Source organism: Vibrio sp. DW001, assembly GCF_029016285.1.
Lineage (GTDB): Bacteria > Pseudomonadota > Gammaproteobacteria > Enterobacterales > Vibrionaceae > Vibrio.
In genome coordinates this window covers 224,232-245,480 of the sequence record NZ_CP091976.1, presented here as the reverse complement: position 1 = coordinate 245,480, position 21,249 = coordinate 224,232, and the positions used below count along the sequence as shown (strand labels likewise).

Genomic DNA, 21,249 nt, shown 5'->3' with positions numbered 1-21,249 from the left:
TTGTCAAAGTATGGAATGACTATTAATGTGGCGAGCAATACAAGGATGGTTTGATATTTTCTTATTAATAAAAACAACCTATCCGAATGTATCGCATAGGTTGTTTTTATTTTCATGTCTGGCAATTAAGTGACTGCTGCTTGTTTCTTCTTTAATCGCATTGTTGAATAAACAGAGAATATAGCGAGCAGTATGAAAGCAAGCGCAATGGGTCTTTCGTATAAGAATGACCAACTACCTTCATACATGAGTAGTGCCTTTCTGAGGTTGGTTTCTGCCATTGGGCCAAGGATAATAGCCAGCAAAATAGGTGAAGATGGTATGTCTAATTTTCCTAATACAAAACCTAGCAAGCCAAAACTAATAGCGATACCTATATCAAACATTGAATTATTTATTGCGTAAGCACCAATAATAGACAAGAAAATAATGATAGGGATCATTAACATTTTAGGCACTTCTATAATACGGCAGAAGAATCTAATACCAAGTAGACCGACTAAAAGCATCACAATGTTAGCGACGAGCATTGAACTAAAGATGCCATATACAATCTCTGGGTTTTGGCTAAATAACAGTGGTCCAGGTGTTAGACCTTGAACGATGAGAGCGCCTAACAATACAGCAGCGACCGCATCTCCGGGAACCCCTAATGTAAGTAGCGGAACTAAAGATCCCCCTGTGACTCCGTTGTTTCCTGCTTCTGCAGCGGTTAAACCGCGCACCGAGCCTTTACCGAATTCTGCAGGGTTTTTAGACGACCGTTTTGCTTCGTTATAACAAACAAATGCCGAAATATCGGCACCAGCCCCGGGAACGGAACCAATGGTTGTTCCAATAAGGCCACTTTTGATTGCTGTCGGCATCATATCTTTTAGATCTTGTTTGCTAAGTAATTTGTGACTAAATTTAGGTGGTTTAACTTGTGATTCACTGAGTAATTTTTCTAATTGATTGAGTGCTTCAGAAATAGCAAATAAGCCAATCAACACTGGAATCACGTTAATGCCACTATAGAGATCCATAACATCAAAAGTAAAACGAGGAACGCTACTGATAGGGTCAAGGCCAACGGTTGAAATAAGTAGACCAATAGACCCCGCCAGTAACCCTTTAAGAATGTTTTGACCCGATACACTAGCAATGATGGTTAAGCCAAAAAGTGCGAGTGCAAAATATTCAGGAGCGTTAAATTTTAGAGCAAATTTAGCGAGCATTGGAGCGATAGCAATAAGCACAATAGTACTTAGCAGCCCACCAACAAATGAAGCAACCGCTGAGATACTAAGTGCTCTGGCGGCTTCACCCCTCACGGCTAATGTATGACCATCTAATACTGTAGCGGCGGAAGCCGGAGTTCCTGGTGTTTTTAACAGTATTGCAGCAATAGAACCACCATAGATACCACCGATATACACACCAATAAGCATGACAAGAGCAGCTGTTGGTTCCATACCAAAGGTAAACGGTAATAAAATAGCCACACCCATTGTTGCAGTTAAACCAGGCAAAGCGCCTAAAATTACGCCACCCAATACACCAAAAATGAGAACGGGTAGAACACCAGGACTGAACGCAGTGAGCAGCCCATTTAATAAATGCTCAATCATGAGAAACTCCTAGTAGAACAAAGACCCTTCGGGTAAAACAATGAGAAACACAGTGCCGAAAAGATAATAAATACCAAGTACAAAACCAACAGCGACAAAATAGTAGAGTGGTTTTTTTACTTTGAAATAAATAAGGTAGCTAATAAAAGCAAGTAGACTGGCAATTAAATAACCAACGAAGCTCATAATTACCGCGTATCCAATTAAATACCCAAGTCCGAAAATAGAGAGTTTTGAAAAAATCGAGGTTGTATCTTGGGGTTCGTTTAACCTAGATTTCGCTTTGTGCTGGAATATCAAAGCGAGACAAAGAATTATTTGACCGATAACGATCACTCGTGGGAAGAATTTAGCGTCTACGCTTGCTTCCTGATACATGGGTTCGTCAAACTGGCCAATAAAGAAAAATGCGATTGCACTTAAAAGAATAACTATGGACGGGAAAATGACGTTTCTATCTAGCATAGAATCCATCCTTAAAATAATATCGCAAAAGAAAAGGGGCTAATGGTTAGCCCCAAAATAGAAAGTTATTTAATCAGTGAACCAAGCGCTTTTGTGTCATCTTTAACAAATTGAGTAAATTCTTCCGCATTCATATTATGGATAGTCATTGCGCCTTTTTCCATAAAGTCCTTGAATTCAGCTGATGCCATTGCTTCGTCAAACGCTTTACCAAGAATTTCGATAACTTCATCTGGCGTATCTTTAGGTGCACCGATACCACGCCATGTTCCTGTTGTTACATCAACGCCTTGTTCCTTAAGCGTCGGCACGTCAGGAATGTAAGAAATCCTGTCATTAGACATTACACCCAACGCTTTCAACTGTCCTGAACGAAGTTGAGAAATAGCTTCACCAGGTGTCACCATTGTTACGTCAGTGTGGCCGCCGAGTACGGCTGGAATCGCCTCAGAAGAACCATTGTAAGGGATCGCATTAAGCTTGATACCTTCATGTTTTTCTAGTGCCATCAAATAGAAGTTAGGTTTTGCTGTAGAGGCAAATTTAACTTTCCCAGGGGCCTTTTTCGCCTCTGCTATTAAATCATTGATTGTATTGTAAGGGCTATCAATAGGAACAAGAACTACCGCTGGATCTAAGTTAACTAAACGAATCAGTTTAAAGTCTTCTGCAGAGTGGCGCATTAATCCCATTTGAGGAAGAGATGCTATTTCACGGGTGACGACGGTCAGTGTGTAACCATCCGGTTTTTGTTGAGCGCCAAAGCTCATTCCAACTGCACCAGCTCCACCTGTACGGTTCATTACAGCAAAGTTTTGACCTAAAATATTTTTCGCACTGTTTGCGATAGTACGACCCACTGCATCTGTACCGCCACCAGCACCAAAAGGAACGATAAGTCGGATGTTTTTACTTGGATAATCAGCAGCGAATGTAGATGCTGATGCTAGAATACCCGCGGCGATCATCAAGGATTTTAATAACTTGCTCATATTTATACCTTTATTCGTAGTTTCTGTAGGTTTGGGTAGGGTTGTCTATTTTTGATGTTTGATACTCATGCATTGCGAGTTGTTCGAACGCAACAGCTATCCAGCCGCTGATGAGCATGTCATACCATTGTTGCACTCCGCTACAACCAACAACGATATCTCCATATACAAAAGAACCGAAATAGAGGATGTCGTCTTCTTGGAGTGAAGAGGGGTGTATTAGTTGAGTCTGGATGTTAGCGTTATTGTTACACCATGCTTGTTTTGCTTTTTTACGAGCAAGCTTATCAAATGGAATAGTCCATGACTCAGGCTGGCCCAATGATGCCTGATGAAGAATGGCTTCTTTAAACGTGGTATCCCACGGTTTTAGTCTTGGATCCATAATGACGATGTGAAGCTCTTGACGATTGGTTCGCTCGAAAAGTTTTTCGATAGATGGGGTAACAACTGAAATAGCATCTTTTGCGATTTCTATATGACTTTTCATACCTCAAATCCATGTGTCTTCAAATGATGAAAAAAGTATATTGTATTATTATATGCCCATCAAAGAGGAATATCTCTGAGTGATAACCTGATCACATACGTTCTTCAGAACCTTGATGGAAGTCATGTTATTAACGGATCTATCGACGTTTAAATACATTTCGCGCACACCTTATCAAAATTGCTTATTGACAATTTTTGATAACAGCACTCTACATATTGTATTAAGAAATATTATTGGTATTCAGGAGGGCATGACTTAATGGGGCTGCGTGCCCCTTAAACCAGAAAGTGAGCTTTATTTATAGAGATTTTTATAGTTAGAAATGTAGGCTTCCCAGAAGGGAGGAGTGCCAATGTGATCTTGAACCGATTGAATGAACTCAGTTACAAGCATCGTCTGTTTTCGATGGGGGTAAACCGCGTAGATACCCGTGTCCATTGTAGATATTGTATGGTCAGTAAGTAGTGGCACTAGGTCGGATTCGGACAGTGGACGGTCTAAGTTAAATAGATCAATCATAGAATAGCCTAGTCCATCTTTAACGGCGCTCATCAAAACTCGGACGTCACTAACCTTATAATTGCCCTTCATTTTATAATTCTTTAATTGGTTGCCGTGCGGCGAATCGCTCATTTGAATCAAGTCTAGTGTTGTCTCCCCGTTACTATAAACAACGGCAGGTAAGGCGATTAAGTCTTCGGGGGTTTTCGGATGACCATATTTTTTTAAAAAAGAAGTAGATGCGATCAATGCGAAATTGGTGCTGGCAATTTTTTTTGCAATAAGGTTAGAGTTGGCTAGTTTTCCAACTCTAAATGCTAGGTCAAACTGATTTGAGATAATATCCGTTTTTTTATCTTCTAGTTCAAGCGTCACTTTCACTTCGGGGTACTTGAGCATGAATTTGGTGATTGCTGGCTGTAAATATTCTTGTCCAAAAGAGATAGAGCTAGCGACCCGAATGATACCTTTTGGCTCAGAACGATAAGAATCGGCGATGTTGTGGATATTATTTAAAGTGTCAACTAGGACATGAGTCTGTTTGAGAATCTCTTCACCCGCAGATGTCAGAGAGAACGAGCGCGTTGACCTATTGAGGAGTTGAACACCCAACGTCATCTCTAGCTTTTTTATCTGCTTGGAAAGCGAAGAGTTATCCATGTCATGCAGTGCGGCCGCTTTTGCAAAAGAACCTTGCTGAACAACATCAACAAATAATGAAAGCTGATTGGTAATAGACATTAACGGTTCCTTTTTTATCAAATTTGATGGCAATTAAGTTTTGTTGTTAAGAGAACGACTGATAGGTATCGAGTGTTTCATCGTTAGGTTAAATAACACCACTATTCCACTTTTCAACGCAATTCACCGGCCAAATAGCGTCATTTATCATTTTTATTTTGTCTCACACGCGGAAGGCTTTGGCTAAGGTTAACCTAAACTATGATCAATTTCTTGAGCATGTTCTAAACGATATTATGTCACAAGCGAGTTGCTGACGACTTCTGTAGCATAAGCCACGACTTGTCTCTTGAATACGTTCCTAGCTACAATTGGTTGAATTTTATTTTCGGTTTAATGTCGACAACCATGTGGGAATGGAAAGTTAGATCCAAAAAGCCCTCGGAAACGAGGGCTTTATTATCAGATTGGCTATACGTGTATCTTACAAGAATGCTTTGAACGGTAGCTCTGGTTCGTCGGTATAGATGTCACGGAATCCGCGGAAATGTTGATAGTGCATGCGGCCTTTGTCTGTAGGGTAAGTATACTTGCCACCTACTTGCCAGAAGAACGGAGCAAAGCCGTATTGAAGTCTATCTTTTTTCATGTTCCATAAGACTTCTATTTCTTTTGGATCATTTTGGAAGTTAGCCCAAATATCATGATGGAAAGGAATAACAACCTCACAATCTAGCGACTCACCAGCACGAAGAATATCGGAAGAAGTCATCTTGTCAGTAACACCACGTGGGTTCTCACCATATGAAAGCAGTGCAACGTCGATCTTGTGATCGTTACCGTGCTTAGCATAGTAGTTTGAATAATGTGAATCACCAGAGTGGTACATAGAACCACCAGTGGTCTCAATTAAGTAGTTAACTGCACGGTCATCCATTCCATCAAGAATGTCTTTATCGAAAGATGATGTACCTTCAGGTAACGTGACCAAAGCTGTTCGGTCAAACGAATCAAGTACCTTGATTAACGCGTCACCGATTTGAATTTCATCACCAACTTTAGCAACTAAACAACGATCTTCTGGCACTCCCCAGCTTTGCCAAAGGTCAACACACGCTTTTGGTCCAATAAACTTAACGTGATCACCACAATTTTGTAGTACCGCAGCCGCAACGTTGACGTCAATATGATCGCCATGGTCGTGCGAAGCTAATACCGCATCAATCTCTTTAATTGCAAATGGGTCGAGTGGGAAAATAGCAGTACGAAGGTTAGGTTGTAGCTCACGAACTCCCCCCATGCGCATCATCTGGTGTTGATTTTTCATGAACTTATTTTTTTGTGTTTTTTTGCCAACACCACACCAAAAATCCATCGAAATATTTGTGTTACCTTCCGTTTTAAGCCACACACCTGTACAGCCCAACCACCACATAGAAAACGTGTTTGGTTGCACTTCTGTGTTTTCAATTTCTTCGTTTAACCAAGTGCCCCATTCTGGAAATGTGTCTAAAATCCAAGATTCGCGAGTGATTTCGTTTACTTTGCTCATCGTATAACCCTATTGATTTGTTAATAACCGTATTGATTCATTAAACTAGAATGACTTCGATGCCTTTCTCTCGCAGTGCTGCGATAACAGTTTGATCAGCATCTTTGCCTGTGATTAGGATATCTATCTTGGAAGTGGTGCAAAATAACATGCCCGAGCGTTGTCCAATCTTAGAACTGTCTACCACCACAACCAATTTACCGACTTGTTCCAACATCTGCTGTTCAGCGACCGCTGTGAGCATATCTGTTTTATAAAGGCCTTGTTCGGTAAAGCCTTTACCACTGGTAAACATCCAGTTCCCAGCGTACGTTCCTGTTAATTCAGGTGTTGGATTTAAGAAGATATTTTTAGATTTATTGTATTGACCACCCGTAATGATGACGCAGTCGTGGTCTTGTTCAATCAAGTAACTTGCTAATGGAAAGTAGTTGGTAATGATTTTGATGTCTTCACCGCATAACTCTTGTCCCAACATAAATGCAGTTGAGCCACAGTTGATAACGACGCTATCACCTCTATCACATAAACCGGCAGCAGCAGCAGCGATTCTCGTCTTTTCACCATAATGCTCAGTATTGTCAGGACCTAATGGTGACCAAACTTTCTTAAGCTTCTCTATACGTTCAGCCCCGTTACGAACTTTTCTTAATTTCCCCAAATCATCAAGTTTAGAGAGATCTCTTCTTGCTGTTGCTGGAGAAACATTAAAAGTATCAATAATAGTGCTTACTTTGATGGCGTGTTTGTCATCAAGTAAAGAAAGAATGCCATTGTGTCGTTGTACTTCGTTCATATTATGGTACCAACTATTTTATCAGTGCAAATCACAAAATGATTACTACGTGATTACTTTTGACTCGTAATGAGTCTAATGGTCACGGGTTGTCATGTCAAATCATACTAGTTATAAAGTTTGAATCTCGTCATAAAAAATATGTAAGTTATTGTTTTATATAGAGCGTGATTGTTTTTAGTCATTTTTGTGGATCAAAACAACATTTTTTATGGTCAATGGTGAGCACTATTGATTTAAATCAAAATAATCACGAATGAGCATTGAATGATTATTTATGATTGTTATGTTTAGTGACGTGAGCAAAACAATCGTGAGTTAATTTATCAGATAATAGATCAATTAGCTCTGTCCTATACAAAACTATTAAAAAATGAAAAGGGGTAAAAATATGGAGTTTTTATACGACGTATTCTATATTTTTTACAGTCAAGTAATGACGAAAGCACCGTTACTACTTGGTTTGGTAACATGCATCGGTTACTGTCTGTTGAAACGTGATACGACGACAGTCATTAAAGGTACTATAAAAACAATTGTCGGCTTTATGCTGGTACAAGTGGGTGCGGGAACGCTAGTTAAGGGATTCAAACCTGTTATAGAAAAACTTTCTGAATTCCATGGTTTGACTGGTTCTGTTATCGACCCATACACCACAATGATGGCGACAATGGAGAACATGGGTGACGACTACTCTTGGGTTGGTTACGCCGTTCTTTTAGCGCTTGGTCTTAATATTGTGATGGTACTGTTCCGCCGCTTCACAGGCGTACGTACTATCATGCTTACTGGACATATCATGTTCCAGCAAGCGGGCCTTGTCGCTGTTTTCTACTATATTCTTGATTATACAATGTGGGAAACCATCATATACTCAGCAATATTGATGGCTCTATATTGGGGCATTTCAGCCAACATCATGTTTAAGCCCACTGAAGCAGTAACCGGCGGTGCTGGCTTCTCTATTGGTCACCAACAACAAGTTGCCTCTTGGATTGCGGTTAAAATTGCTCCGAAACTAGGCGATAAAAATGATAGCGTAGACCATATTGAGTTACCAAAATGGCTACATATTTTCCACGATAGTATTGCCGCTACCGCTATCGTAATGACAGTTTTCTTTGGCATCATTCTTCTTTCTTTCGGTCTTGATAACCTTCAATCAATGGCTGGCAAAACGCATTGGTCTATCTATATTCTAGAAACCGGTCTTAAGTTTGCTGTTGCTATTCAAGTTATTGTTGCTGGCGTACGTATGTTCGTCGCGGAATTGTCTGAAGCATTTAAAGGTATCTCTGAGCGCGTTATTCCAAATGCGGTACTTGCTATTGACTGTGCGGCTATCTATGCATTTTCTCCAAACGCAATGGTATTTGGTTTCATGTGGGGTGCTATTGGTCAGTTCACAGCCGTACTTGCTATGTTGGCGTTTGACTCGCCAATCATGATTATTCCTGGTTTTATCCCAATGTTCTTCTCTAACGCAACGATTGGTGTGTTTGCAAACCACTTCGGTGGTTGGAAAGCAGTGATGAAGATCTGTTTCGTGATGGGTATTATCGAAGTGGTTGGTTCAGCTTGGGCAATTCAATTAATCAGTGGTCATGGTGTTGAGTTTAGCGGTTGGATGGGCATGGCCGATTGGGCATTAGTCTTCCCACCTATCTTTGCTGGTATCTCTGCATCTAAATCATTCATTTGGGTATTGGTTGCATTAGCATTCGTATACTTCTACTTCGCATCTAAGCAATTACGTGCGGAAGAAGATGCACAAGCGCAAGATGGCGGTAACGATTTACAACAAGAAGCACCAGAAGTGATAGCAGCAGTACAACAAGCTGTCGCACAATCAGATGGCGTTCGACCTATCAGCATCCTAGCGGTTTGCGGTAACGGTCAAGGCTCATCAATGATGATGAAAATGAAAATCGGTAAATATCTAGAGAAGAAAGGTATCCCGCATGTAATGGATTCTTGTGCGGTATCAGACTATAAGTCGAAATTATCTTCAACCGATATCATCGTTTCTTCTAAGCACCTTTCAAGCGAAATGGAAGTGGGTGAAGGCAAATATATTCTAGGTGTCCAGAATATGCTTAACCCGAATACATTCGGTGATGAATTGGTAGAGCTAATCGACAAAACGTTTGCGGCTCAAAGAACCAACTAAGCCGTATTAAAATGTATAAGTATCAATAAATAATAAGAAACAAAGGTTGCTAGGAGCCCTTTCTAGCAACCCTTTTTACTGGAGATGTATAATGGGTTTTAAACAATCACTAATCGAAAACAATTCAATTAAGTTAAATGTAGAGACGTCGGACTGGCGTGAAGCGATTAAAATCGGCACTGATATGCTTGAAGCATCAGGGGCGGTTGAACCCAGTTACTACAAAGCAATTGTTCGCAGTATTGAAAAATTAGGCCCTTATATCTGTATCGCTCCAGACTTTGCAATGCCACATGCTCGCCCCGAAGACGGCGTAAACAGAACGGCTTTTGCATTGGTTACTTTGGCAACGCCACTCGATATTGAAGGTGAACAAGTCAGAGTGATGGTAACACTTGCCGGAGGTTCATCTGATGAACATATGGAAGGGCTGATGGAAGTCACTCAAGTACTAGATGATGAAGATAGCGAATCTGGCGTTGATGTTGAAAAGCTATTGGCTTGCCAATCAGTGGAAGACGTTTGTCAAGTGATAGATGCCGCGCTAGCGGAATAAATTCAATTAGCTAAAGCGCTCTTAATCGGGCTTTAGTACCACAATTTAATTCATGTAAAGATCGGCTTCTCAACACAGATGCCGAGTGGTTTTTTACATTCAAAATAAGGTTAAAAGATATGTATCAAGCACTTAAACAACGCGTATTAGATGCAAATCTGCAATTACCTAAATACGGTTTGGTAACATTTACCTGGGGAAATGTCTCTGAAATCGATCGTAAATTAGGTGTTATCGCGATCAAACCATCAGGTGTGGAATATGACGATATGGGTGTTGATGACATCGTTGTTGTGAGCCTTGAAGGTCAACGAATTGAAGGGGCTTTGAACCCTTCAAGTGATACCGATACTCACATTGAACTCTACAAAGCGTTTCCAAATATTGGTGGTGTCGTTCATACCCATTCTCGAAGTGCAACCGTTTGGGCACAAGCGAGCTTAGATGTTCCCGCTCTTGGGACGACTCATGCGGATTATTTTTACGGTGATGTTCCATGTACGCGTAATTTAACGCCTGCAGAAATAGACGTTGAATACGAAAAAAATACGGGTCATGTGATTATTGAAGAGTTTCATAGCCGAAATATTGACCCTCAAGCGGTACCAAGTGTCCTTGTTGCTGGTCATGCTCCGTTTTCTTGGGGAAAAGACGCCAAAGATGCGGTTCACAACGCGGTCGTTTTAGAAGAGGTTTCTGCAATGGCTCTTGCGACTCGTTCTCTCAATAGCGATATTAAAATTCAATCAGAGCTGTCAGATAAGCATTACAACCGAAAACATGGTGCCAATGCTTATTATGGACAGCGATAACGTTAACGATCAGTTACGAGAAGGAGCAGTCATGTATAAGGTTCTTGCGCTCGATATGGATGGAACAGTACTCAACAGTCAACATGGTATTCATCCAGATGTTGTACAAGCGATTCGAGAAGCGAAGGAAAAATGTCACGTATTGATGGTAACCGGTCGTCATCATACTGCTGCAAAACCTTATTATGAACAACTTGAACTGGATACTCCCGCCATCTGTTGTAATGGGACTTATATCTATGACTATCGCAATCATAAAGTGCTCATAGAGAACGCTATTCCCAAACAAAACGCGAAAAAGTTTTTACAGTTGGCTCAAGGCTATGGCATGAAAGTTGTGCTCTATACCACTAACTCTATGGTCTATTCACGTCGTCAACCCATTGATTATATGAAGGCATTAGAGTCTTGGGCAGGTAGTTTTGACAAGCATCTGCGGCCAAGTATCAAACGTGTTGATTCTTTCGAAGAAGAGATAGATGAAGCCGAACATATATGGAAATTCGTCATCGAAGGAGAGCCGAAAAATATCGCCGAATTAGAGTCGTTGAATTTTGTAAGCGATAACTTTTCTGGAGAACGTTCTTGGTTCAATCGGGTCGATTTTGCCGCTAAAGGCAATTCAAAAGGCAGCCGATTAGCTGAATATTTAAAGCAACATGGTTACCTGCCAGAGCAAGTAATGGCGGTGGGTGACAACCACAACGATATTTCCATGATCACGCTAGCGGGGTTAGGCGTTGCAATGAGCAATGCCGATGAGACAGTTAAAGCTACCGCTAATCTCGTGTGTCAATCAGATAACAACCAAGGTGGGCTAGCCCAGCTTATTCGTGAGAAAATTAAAGGATAAAATTATGACAAAACCAATGATTCAAATCGCACTAGATCAAACAGACCTAACCAGTGCCATTGCCGTCGCCAATAACGTTGAAAGCTTTGTTGATGTTATAGAGGTAGGAACTATTCTTGCCTTTGCGGAAGGAATGACCGCTGTTGCAACGCTGAGAAAGAATCATCCAGACCATATCTTAGTCTGTGATATGAAAACGACGGATGGCGGTGCCATTCTTGCGCGTATGGCTTTTGAAGCTGGTGCTGATTGGATAACAGTGTCTGCTGCTGCGCATATAGCAACAATTGCGGCGTGTAAAAAAGTGGCGGATGAGTTCAACGGTGAAATTCAGATCGAAATTTACGGTAATTGGACCATGGAAAATGCACAGGCGTGGGTTGACCTTGGCATTAAGCAGGCTATTTACCATCGCTCTCGTGACGCGGAACTCGCTGGAGTTGGTTGGACGGATGCTGACCTAGACAAAATGCGTGCATTATCAGATTTAGGTATTGAGCTATCTATTACGGGCGGCATTGTACCGGAAGAACTGCATCTTTTTGAAGGTATTAAAGCGAAAACCTTCATTGCCGGTCGTGCGCTTGCGGGAGATAAAGGAAGAGAGACAGCAGAAGCATTGCGTAAGCAGATTAACCGTTACTGGTAAGTAAGGAAGGGTATGTTTAATAACTTAGAACGCCACCGTATTGGGCTTTATGAAAAAGCGCTCCCAAACGACTTTTCTTGGGAAAGTAGGCTCAAGAAAGCCAAAGAGTTGGGATTCGATTTTCTTGAAATATCAATAGATGAGTCGGATGAACGCCGTAGTCGATTGGATTGGAGTGATGAAGAGATCTATGGGCTTCGTCATCTGTGCGAGCAATATGGTATACCGCTTCAATCAATGTGTTTAAGCGCTCATCGGAAGTTTCCTTTTGGTTCCGCTCAATCTGAAGTTAGGGACCAAGCCGCGCTTCATATGCAAAAAGCGATAACGCTGGCCTATAAGCTAGGTGTGCGTAACATTCAGCTTGCTGGGTATGATGTTTATTATGAGCCTGCAAATGAAGAAACACATAAACGCTTTATTGAAGGCATGCGTTATTGTTCTAAGTTAGCTGAAAAAGCAGGCGTAATGCTCTCTGTAGAGATAATGGATACCGAATATCTTAACTCATTAAGTAAGTTCGAAGTCCTCAACCGAGAGGTTCGTTCACCATTTTTTACCGCATACCCTGATGTCGGTAATATTAATGGTTGGAACTATGACACCTGTACAGAGCTTGCGTTAAGTGCCCCAAATATCACTCAAATTCACTTGAAGGACACCTACAAAGTGAAAGAAGGATATAAAGGACAGTTCCGTGACCTTGTTATTGGTGAGGGTGAAGTTGATTTTGACGCTATATTCAAAACCATTAAAAAGTCTAATATTGTCGTGCCCCTTGTCATTGAGATGTGGGCACAAGATGAGAAATGGGAAGAGAATATTAAAACGGCTCAAGTAAGACTAAACCAAGCGTGTGAAGCGGCTGGTTTACCGATTCTGTTTTGATTTAAAAGCGCCTATATTCAGTTATAGGCGTTTGCTTCCTGCTGCAAAAATTCTTTAATAACCTGTCTTTATTCAATTCCCAAATAATCACAGCCAATACCTTTCCATTTATCAGTAAATTCAATACGTTTTGAACGGTCCCTTGTTGTCAATCAACGGTGCTCAATTGACTTATCTAACGGTTTGTATCAAAGTAGCTTAAAATATTTAGATATAAATCACAATTTTGTGGTTTTTTTTGAGCACTAAAATGACGCTTCTTCATATACAACTTTTTTGGGTTGAAAATCAGTACAAGCTTCTGTCGCTTGATAACCTTCCTCACCTGTCCGAAAGACAGAAAGAGGAGCTAGAATCGTGGTGCAAAAAACGCAGAAAAATTCTGAATTTTGAGGTTCATTTACAACCTTGGGTGAAAATTACGAGTGATGGTGAATCAACGGAAGTGATACTTAGGCCTAACGGAAAGGCTTATGAACAAGATATGTTTGGTTCCCAGCAGCGAAAAGGGTCTTGGAAAATAGTGGAGGGTTTTTTATTTGTTGTATTTCAAGATGATGCAGATTTCATTGAATACCGTGTTATAGGCAATGCGGACAGCAATACACACTCGGCTGCCGAATATGTCAACGGGAAACCCAATGCCTATATGAAGTTCATTCAAACTAAACCACATTAATTGACTAAATTGGACGTGAATGAGCAGCGTTAAAGCTACTCAAAAAACGTATCTTTTATTGAGGCTTTTGACCTTTTCCTGGTGGTGGCGGAAGCTCATCTTGTGCAAGGTAGCCATCACTATTCTCATCAAATTTATCAAAATCATCTGCCAGCGGTCCTTTAACTTCATCTAGGCTCAACAAATTATCGCCATTTGCATCCATCTCTTCAAAAGTTGGCGGCATCTGCCTTTGTGGCATGTCTGTATTGGCGTAAGAGAAAAGAGTGGTTAGGCCAATGATGCAACCCGCTAAGGCCATTATTGCGGTTTTGATTGGAACAACTTTATTCATATATGACTCACTAATCTTATACATTGAAATGTTAAAAAAAACGCCTAGAGTTCCTTAATGTAAGGGAAAGGGTGCCCCTAGGCGGAAAAACGCAAATGAGTGTCTATTTAAGTAGAGTCACAATGCTCTCTACTGTTTACGAATATAAAACCTAATAAAGGAGCAAATATGGAGAGAAATAGGAGAGAGGCACAGAAAGGGGAAGAGGCGGACGACCTAACAGTCAGAGACTGCGGCCAGCCGTTGATTATGATCTTGCAATAAAGCAACAGAAGCGAGCCTGGCTTGTGTTGAGTTTCCAGCCATGATTGCTTCGTATATTGCTCTGTGTTCATCCAAACAATAGTGGCCGCCTTCAGCTGAACGGTCGATGAAACGCCTAAAAATAGTAGAGAGGATATTACCAAAAGGAATGAAGAAGTTATTGCCTGTAGACTGAAATATCTCACAATGAAACTGCAAGTCGTTTTCAATCCAGGACAGTTCGTCATCTTCTAACGCCGCTTTGTTCATATTTTGGAATAAAACTGAGATCTCTTTTCTTTGTTCAATCGTCGCATTCATAGATGCGAGGGCACAAGCTTCAGGTTCTATCGCTTTTCGGAGTCCAAGAAATTGGTGCAAAAAAATCTCCGTACCCTTTAAATCTTGTATCCACTCCAATAATTGAGGGTCTAGAAAGTGCCAGTTTTCTTTTGTTAGTACTTTTGTTCCAACCTTCGGTCTAGAGGCAATTAAACCCTTGGCGGTAAGCAGTTTCATCGACTCACGTAACGCTGTACGACTGATCCCGAAAAGTTCGCATAACTCGAATTCACTTGGTAGCTTTGTTCCTTGCTCAAGTTCGCTGGACAATATTTTTCTGGCGATTTGCTTTGCAACTTGCACATGGATTTTTTTGCTAGATTCAGCAACGAGTGTAAAAGTGACCATTGTTAACTCCTAACGGGTGAGCGAATGACGCTTGCCGTTCCTATTGCTATGGTGTCGTATTTGTATATGTAGCGATTCAATTGTGATATAATCATACAATACAAGAGCATTACAGCAAGAGTTAGGTTAACATTTTTATCAATAATTAGATCATGAGCATGCTATTACAAACCTTCTTGGCAAATATTGATGTACATAGTTATAGGGATGTTAACACCATAAAAGCTTGCGATTAATAACATGTTGGTCATCACGTTTAATCAGTTATTCATTGGTAAGCAAGGTAAAAAATGTTACATTTCCTTAAATAATACATAATCACTTATTACGAAGAGTCTCATGACCAGTACATTTAATTCAATCTCGGGTTCAAAACGTAGTCTACACGTTCAAGTTGCTAGAGAAATTGCTCGTGGAATCTTATCAGGAGATTTGGCTGAAGGTTCGGTTATACCCGGAGAAATGGTTCTTTGTGAAGAATTTGGTATCAGCAGAACGGCGTTGCGAGAAGCGGTTAAATTACTTACTTCAAAAGGTCTGTTAGAATCTCGACCTAAGATTGGCACCAAGGTTAAGGCGAGGGCTCATTGGAACTTTTTAGATCCACAATTAATTGAGTGGATGGATGGGTTGATTGATACTGACGTGTTTTGCCAACAGTTCCTTGGATTACGTAAGGCAATAGAACCTGAAGCATGCGCGTTAGCCGCTTTACACGCAAGTGCGGATCAACGAATAGAATTGTCTGAAACATTTCAAGCGATGTGTGAGATAGCAAATGCGACTGAATTTGATCAGCAAGCTTGGATAGAAATAGATATGAGGTTTCATAATCTAATCTTCAATTCGACAGGAAACAATTTTTATCTGCCATTTGGTAACATTTTACAGTCGATGTTTATCAACTTTTTTGCACACTCTTCAAAAGAAGGGGATGTTTGCCTGCGCGAACACCGTGAAATATATGAAGCAATAATGGCTGGAAATGCTGAAAAAGCGAAAAAAGTGTCTTCAGAACATTTGCAATCGGATAAGCACCGTTTACCGGCAATAAGTTAGTAAAACTAGTTATTAAAAACCAGTGCTTTTTAGCACTGGTTTTTTTTGGAATAAATTCCATGTTATTAAGCCATTACTCTATCTAACATGTCGTATTGTCCAATTTTGTATTCAACTTAATACTATTGATGTTGGGTATAATAATGGATATGACTGCTCTGTTGTTGATCTACACGCCACTATTTTTATCCATTGTTATCTCTATTGGGATGATCATAGGCATGACTCTGTTTACCGCATCTATGGGTGCGTGTTTCATGTGAGTGATGAATTCTTTTTTGCATAAATTATCTCGATATCATGAAAGTAACACTAGTGATTAATTGAACACTTGAGTATATAATAATACAAAATAGAATCATAAATCGATAACTTAATATGCCAGAAACCTTATTACCTAATATCGTTCAGTTTATTGCTCAAACTGACCCCTTTGATAAGCTTCCTATCACAATTGTTAGAGAACTCTCATTACAGATCCAGATTACTTATCTTGGAATAGGAGAGGTGATTGATATGGAAGATAAAGAGAACAGGTATCTTTATATCATCAGGACTGGTTCGGTTGAACAAAGACTAAAGAATGGTGTGCTACGGGCGAGATTAGGTTCAGAAGACCTATTTGGCTTTACCTTTTTGGACGAAAGGGCTGAGGAACAAGGAAGGTATAGCGCGACAGCGATTGAAAACACGCTACTTTATCTTATACCGCACAATACGTTACTTACTCTTTTTGATTTACATCCAGAATATGCCGAGCATTTTGCCTCTCAAGCTCAAGTACGTTTAAAGTCTGCATTGGATGTGGTTTGGTCAAACAAAGAAAAAGGACTATTCATCAAGCGCGTTTCTGAGGTTGCGAGCGATAAGGTTGCCGTCGTAGACGCTCAAATGACAATCCAACATGTTGCAGCAGAAATGAGAATTGCAAAACGCTCCTCGTCTGCGGTTGTCGTTGAACATGGAAAAATTGTCGGTATCATTACAGATAGAGACATGACCAAAAGAGTGATTGCTCACGGGGTACCGATCTCTCGGCCTATATCAGATGTCATGACCTTATCACCGCTTACGGTAAAACCCACCGATCTAGTATTGCACGCCGCCTCCGTAATGATGCAGTTCAACATTCGTAATCTTCCCGTGGTTGATGACGGAAGAATTGTTGGTCTTCTGACTACGTCACATTTGGTACAGAATCATCGAGTTCAAGCAATATTTCTTATCGAAAAAATCAAATATTCAGAAAATGTCACTGCATTGGCTAAATTAAACCCCGAACGACAAGCAATATTTGAAGCGCTGGTAGAGGGAAAAGTCTCCGTTGAAATTATAGGCAAAGTGATGACTATGATTATGGACGCATGTACTAGAAGACTTATACAGATAGCGATTGAGCAGTTTGGCGCACCGCCATGCAATTTTGCATGGTTGGTCGCGGGGTCACATGCCAGAAATGAAGTACATATGCTTTCAGACCAAGATAGCGCGCTCGTGTTAGAGGAAAATGCGTCCGAATCAGACAGGCTCTACTTTCATCACTTTGCTATGTATGTATGTAATGGACTTGCTGCATGTGCTTATCCTTTGTGCCCTGGAAAGTTTATGGCAGCGAATAGAAAATGGTGCCAACCGATAACAGTATGGAAAGAGTATTATAAGAAATGGGTAGACAATCCAGAGTATGAACGTTTGCTTAATATCAGTGTGTTTTTGGAGATCCGAGCAGTGTACGGTGACGTAGACTATGTCGATCAATTACGATCATGTATGCACAATAAAATCGCTTCAAATAGAGAATTCTTGGGCATGCTGGTTCGTGACGCTACCAGCGTTCATCCGCCGTTAGGCATCTTTAACAGTCTTGTGCTTGATAAAGGTGGTAATAATAAAAAAACGCTGAACATTAAGAAATACGCACTTAACTTAATTATTGACTTGGCTCGAATTTACGGTCTCTCTGTTAAGAGTGAGTTAACTGGGACAGAAGAGCGCTTCCTATATGCAAACAAACAAGAGGTACTTTCAGATAATGCTTATAAGAACATCATTGGTGCCTACCAGTTTATTTCACAGTACCGATTTAGCCATCAACTCAACGCGCTTAAAAATGGAGCCGAGCCCGATAACCATATCAGTCCAGATCTATTCGGAAGTTTTGAGCGTAAACATTTAAAAGATGCATTCCGTATTATTTCGGAACTACAAGAATCTGCAAAACTTCGTTTTGGTAACCTTTGATATGGCATTGTTTCATTATTTTCATCCATTGAAGAAACTCGATCGAGAGAGAGCCAAGACCGTTGATAGTCGCTTGATACCCGGATTCATCAAACAAAATTTATTGGAAAATTATCCAGATTTACATGAAGACGCTTGTCGACAGGAATATATTTGCTTAGATCTTGAAACAACGGGTTTGGATCCAATGGAAGACAAAATTTTGAGTTTAGGATGGGTCACTATTCGTGATCAGAAAATTGATATGTCGAGTTGTGTTGAGTTAATGATTAATGAAGATGCAGATATTCGAGCTAAGACAGCGGTAATTAATCACATTACGCCAGAAATGTTAATGAAAGGCATTACACTCGACGAAGCAATGATGGCGTTTTTTTCTCAATCTGTTGGTAAAGTAATTGTGGCGCATGGTTGTGTGATAGAAAGAAATTTTTTTAATCGCTACCTTTCAAATAGATATCAACTTAAACCTGTTCCCTTATTATGGTTAGACACGCTCGGGTTAGAGAAACATTTAAGTAAGCTTTCTGATCGTTCAATGGAGCTGGATCTAAGATTATCCTCTACGAGGTACAGATATGGTTTACCTGAGTACAACGCTCATGGGGCGTTAATAGATTCTGTTGCAACGGCTGAATTGTTGCTGGCTCAACTAAAGCGAATCTATCGAAACCAAAAAAGTTGTTTTGGCAGGTTGTACCGAATAAGTCGAAGCCAGTAACTTAGGTATAAGAAGATGCTGGAAGTATCGTGAGTTGATGGCTGTTTTTGCTTAAGCGGGCGGTAGACTTGCTCTGAATCGAGAAGTAACCATCCCACCGGTTCTGAAGGTGGGATGTTTATTTATGATGGCTGCTGGTTGCTAAAGAGAGTTAAAGAATAAAAACTTAACAACTAGAGCTTAAAGCTATCGACGGATTGATTGAGAGAAGACGCAATATCCGTAAGCTGGTTGGCCATTCGTGTATTATTCTTGGAACGGTCAAAGGTGCTCTTTGCAATATCATTGATTTCTACTACGTTAACGTTAATCTCTGCTGCGACGTGTGTTTGCTCTTCTGCGGCAGTGGCTATTTGATTGTTCATATCCAGAATAACCGATACAGAATCGCGGATAGCTTGAAGTGCATCATTAGCGCTATCTGATTTCTCAGATGTAGATTGAGCATCATGAACATTCACTTCCATTAACTCAACAGACTGTTTAGCCTCTACCTGAAGTTTGGTGATCATTTCTTGTATTTCACTGGTGCTTTCTTTGGTTCTATTGGCGAGATTACGAACTTCGTCAGCAACGACGGCAAAGCCTCTACCGTGTTCACCTGCCCGAGCGGCCTCGATAGCCGCATTCAGCGCAAGTAAGTTGGTCTGCTCTGATATACTACTGATTACCTCCAAAATGTGGCCAATACTCTGCGTTTCCTGTTCAAGTTTGTTGGTGACAACAACGACTTTTTCTATTCCTTGAACGAGTTTGTTAATATTCTGATTCATCTCAGTGACAACGGATATTCCTCGGTCAGAGTAATCGTTAGCTTCTTGCGCAGCACTAGAGGCTTGTAATGCGTTTCTTGCCACTTCATCTACAGTGACTGTCATCTGGTTCATCGCTGTCGATGCTTGTTCTAACTGCATCATTTGCTGTTCAGAGCTCAGGTTTACTTCTTTAGCTGAAGAGGACATTTTAACAGATGAAGTATTAAGCTCTTCCGCTGCATGATTAATATTTTGAATAATAGATCTCAAATTACTGGTCATATACAAGGTTGCAGCATAAACACCGGATTCGGTACCTGTAGTAGTATGCTGTAAAGATAGATCACCATTGGCGACCTTATGGACCAAATCCTCGATCTCTTTTGGTTCTCCGCCAATTGGGACATACATCAATTTTGTGATGAGTAGATATACTACGACCAACGAAATAAGCACGAGAATTATCGCAATCGAGGTGCTTTGTACTAGGTTGTCGTTGGAAGCGGCATTGATATTGCTGCTGGTATCCCATGCCCATATACTCCAACCTAGCGACTGCGCGACAGCGTTAACGACAAAATAATCCTGACCTTCAAATTGATAAGAATGGCTGCTTCCGGTTTTATCTTTGTATTCCTTATATGATGGGTGCATCTCGAATAGGTTTTTACCAATATAATCGGGGTACTTTGCTGCGAGTATAAAACCATCAGATCGACTCACAAAAAGTTGATTATCGTGTGATAAATGCTCTATAAACTGAGTGATGCCATCGACAGGAAGATTGACAGAGAGAGTCGCGACGACCTTGTCGCTTCTTATCACTGGAACAGCCAGTGCCATAACCAAGTTTCCAGTGCTACTAGTATAAGGTGTGGTTATTATATTCCTTTCACCCGCGAATATTCTTTCATACCACTCCCTACCCAATGATTTTGCATTAAAGTTAGGTATCTCCCCTTTCGGTAGGTAGGTAATACCGCTTTTGAGACCAACATAGGAGGCAAGAACGCCTAGGTCATTTTCGATGGTTTTGAGTGTTTTTGTTACGCTCTCAACATCAATGTTGCCTTGGTCATCGATACTCAAACTCGCACTCATCAAATTGAGGCTGTCAAAATAGCGTTGCATTTTTTCGTCAAGAGCGTTGCTTATCAAAAAAGACTGTCTTTCAAGTGAATGGGTATAGCCGCTAACAGATGTAGATTTGAAATTGAAAAAGCTCACCGCAGTGACTAAAAGAATGGCGAAGGTGAACAGGATACCAATAAAGCTAAGTAATTTTATTTTTGCACTCATATGTATGTCCGTACTCAATCATAGAAAATCTATGTGATTTAGTGGGTTGCATGTTGTGGCGATAATGAAACTTAATGGTAGTCATTCTAATTGAACTTGGTCGAAATTAGTTAAGAGACTTTATAGCCTAGTTCACGTTAATGATAGTTTTATTAGAAGTAGGCTAAACGGCTACTAAATGGAAATACAAAGCAAAAGCGTTGAATACTA

20 protein-coding genes are annotated in these 21,249 nt (G+C 40.5%); 10 read left to right on the top strand and 10 right to left on the bottom strand.

The genetic code is table 11. The annotated features are described in order from the left end of the window. Positions 1 to 125 precede the first annotated feature (125 nt). The 7 genes from L3V77_RS18455 to ulaR all read right to left on the bottom strand — a co-directional run bounded on the left by L3V77_RS18455 (position 126) and on the right by ulaR (position 7,090). Complete coding sequence (locus L3V77_RS18455; RefSeq protein ID WP_275137718.1) at positions 126 to 1,610, bottom strand: tripartite tricarboxylate transporter permease; 1,485 nt, start codon at positions 1,608 to 1,610, stop codon at positions 126 to 128. Positions 1,611 to 1,619: 9 nt separating this feature from the next. Then, positions 1,620 to 2,075: a tripartite tricarboxylate transporter TctB family protein gene (locus L3V77_RS18450; RefSeq protein ID WP_275137717.1), complete on the bottom strand. Its 456-nt coding sequence runs from the start codon at positions 2,073 to 2,075 to the stop codon at positions 1,620 to 1,622. A gap of 65 nt (positions 2,076 to 2,140) precedes the next feature. Next, entirely contained in the window at positions 2,141 to 3,067 is a 927-nt protein-coding gene (locus L3V77_RS18445; protein ID WP_275137716.1) for a tripartite tricarboxylate transporter substrate binding protein, read from the bottom strand. A gap of 10 nt (positions 3,068 to 3,077) precedes the next feature. Beyond that, complete coding sequence (locus tag L3V77_RS18440; protein WP_275137715.1) at positions 3,078 to 3,557, bottom strand: hypothetical protein; 480 nt, start codon at positions 3,555 to 3,557, stop codon at positions 3,078 to 3,080. Positions 3,558 to 3,854: 297 nt separating this feature from the next. Continuing rightward, on the bottom strand, positions 3,855 to 4,802 hold the full coding sequence (locus L3V77_RS18435) for a LysR family transcriptional regulator (RefSeq protein WP_275137714.1): 948 nt from the start codon (positions 4,800 to 4,802) through the stop codon (positions 3,855 to 3,857). Between the two features lie 424 nt (positions 4,803 to 5,226). Beyond that, complete coding sequence (ulaG, locus tag L3V77_RS18430) at positions 5,227 to 6,294, bottom strand: L-ascorbate 6-phosphate lactonase (protein WP_275137713.1); 1,068 nt, start codon at positions 6,292 to 6,294, stop codon at positions 5,227 to 5,229. Between the two features lie 40 nt (positions 6,295 to 6,334). Then, positions 6,335 to 7,090, bottom strand: a complete 756-nt coding sequence (gene ulaR, locus L3V77_RS18425; RefSeq protein ID WP_195706244.1) for an HTH-type transcriptional regulator UlaR — start codon at positions 7,088 to 7,090, stop codon at positions 6,335 to 6,337. Between the two features lie 391 nt (positions 7,091 to 7,481). On the opposite strand from ulaR, the gene L3V77_RS18420 reads away from it, so the two are divergent. From L3V77_RS18420 to L3V77_RS18390, 7 genes are all read left to right on the top strand, one after another. Further along, on the top strand, positions 7,482 to 9,260 hold the full coding sequence (locus L3V77_RS18420) for a PTS ascorbate-specific subunit IIBC (protein WP_195706245.1): 1,779 nt from the start codon (positions 7,482 to 7,484) through the stop codon (positions 9,258 to 9,260). Positions 9,261 to 9,351: 91 nt separating this feature from the next. Then, positions 9,352 to 9,816 (top strand): PTS sugar transporter subunit IIA, encoded by a 465-nt coding sequence (locus L3V77_RS18415; RefSeq protein WP_275137712.1) that lies wholly within the window; start codon positions 9,352 to 9,354, stop codon positions 9,814 to 9,816. Positions 9,817 to 9,935: 119 nt separating this feature from the next. Further along, positions 9,936 to 10,628 (top strand): L-ribulose-5-phosphate 4-epimerase, encoded by a 693-nt coding sequence (locus L3V77_RS18410; RefSeq protein WP_275137711.1) that lies wholly within the window; start codon positions 9,936 to 9,938, stop codon positions 10,626 to 10,628. Positions 10,629 to 10,659: 31 nt separating this feature from the next. Further along, positions 10,660 to 11,481: a Cof-type HAD-IIB family hydrolase gene (locus L3V77_RS18405; RefSeq protein ID WP_275137710.1), complete on the top strand. Its 822-nt coding sequence runs from the start codon at positions 10,660 to 10,662 to the stop codon at positions 11,479 to 11,481. Positions 11,482 to 11,485: 4 nt separating this feature from the next. Further along, a complete protein-coding gene (locus L3V77_RS18400) occupies positions 11,486 to 12,130 on the top strand; it encodes a 3-keto-L-gulonate-6-phosphate decarboxylase UlaD (RefSeq protein WP_195706249.1) in 645 nt (214 codons plus the stop codon). A 12-nt stretch (positions 12,131 to 12,142) separates the two neighbouring features. Continuing rightward, positions 12,143 to 13,018 (top strand): L-ribulose-5-phosphate 3-epimerase, encoded by an 876-nt coding sequence (locus tag L3V77_RS18395; RefSeq protein WP_275137709.1) that lies wholly within the window; start codon positions 12,143 to 12,145, stop codon positions 13,016 to 13,018. A 250-nt stretch (positions 13,019 to 13,268) separates the two neighbouring features. Next, positions 13,269 to 13,697 (top strand): hypothetical protein, encoded by a 429-nt coding sequence (locus tag L3V77_RS18390; protein ID WP_275137708.1) that lies wholly within the window; start codon positions 13,269 to 13,271, stop codon positions 13,695 to 13,697. A 55-nt stretch (positions 13,698 to 13,752) separates the two neighbouring features. Here L3V77_RS18390 and L3V77_RS18385 read toward each other — a convergent pair whose 3' ends face one another. Beyond that, the gene (locus tag L3V77_RS18385) at positions 13,753 to 14,031 is read right to left on the bottom strand and encodes a hypothetical protein (RefSeq protein WP_275137707.1); all 279 of its coding nucleotides are present in this window, start codon (positions 14,029 to 14,031) and stop codon (positions 13,753 to 13,755) included. Positions 14,032 to 14,247: 216 nt separating this feature from the next. Further along, entirely contained in the window at positions 14,248 to 14,964 is a 717-nt protein-coding gene (locus tag L3V77_RS18380; RefSeq protein ID WP_275137706.1) for a FadR/GntR family transcriptional regulator, read from the bottom strand. 339 nt (positions 14,965 to 15,303) lie between these two features. On the opposite strand from L3V77_RS18380, the gene L3V77_RS18375 reads away from it, so the two are divergent. The 3 genes from L3V77_RS18375 to L3V77_RS18365 all read left to right on the top strand — a co-directional run bounded on the left by L3V77_RS18375 (position 15,304) and on the right by L3V77_RS18365 (position 18,985). Next, a complete protein-coding gene (locus L3V77_RS18375; protein ID WP_275137705.1) occupies positions 15,304 to 16,023 on the top strand; it encodes a FadR/GntR family transcriptional regulator in 720 nt (239 codons plus the stop codon). A 378-nt stretch (positions 16,024 to 16,401) separates the two neighbouring features. Then, positions 16,402 to 18,264, top strand: a complete 1,863-nt coding sequence (locus L3V77_RS18370) for a DUF294 nucleotidyltransferase-like domain-containing protein (RefSeq protein ID WP_275137704.1) — start codon at positions 16,402 to 16,404, stop codon at positions 18,262 to 18,264. Between the two features lies 1 nt (position 18,265). Then, positions 18,266 to 18,985 (top strand): 3'-5' exonuclease, encoded by a 720-nt coding sequence (locus L3V77_RS18365; RefSeq protein ID WP_275137703.1) that lies wholly within the window; start codon positions 18,266 to 18,268, stop codon positions 18,983 to 18,985. 173 nt (positions 18,986 to 19,158) lie between these two features. Here L3V77_RS18365 and L3V77_RS18360 read toward each other — a convergent pair whose 3' ends face one another. Beyond that, a complete protein-coding gene (locus tag L3V77_RS18360; protein WP_275137702.1) occupies positions 19,159 to 21,039 on the bottom strand; it encodes a methyl-accepting chemotaxis protein in 1,881 nt (626 codons plus the stop codon). Positions 21,040 to 21,249 lie beyond the last annotated feature (210 nt).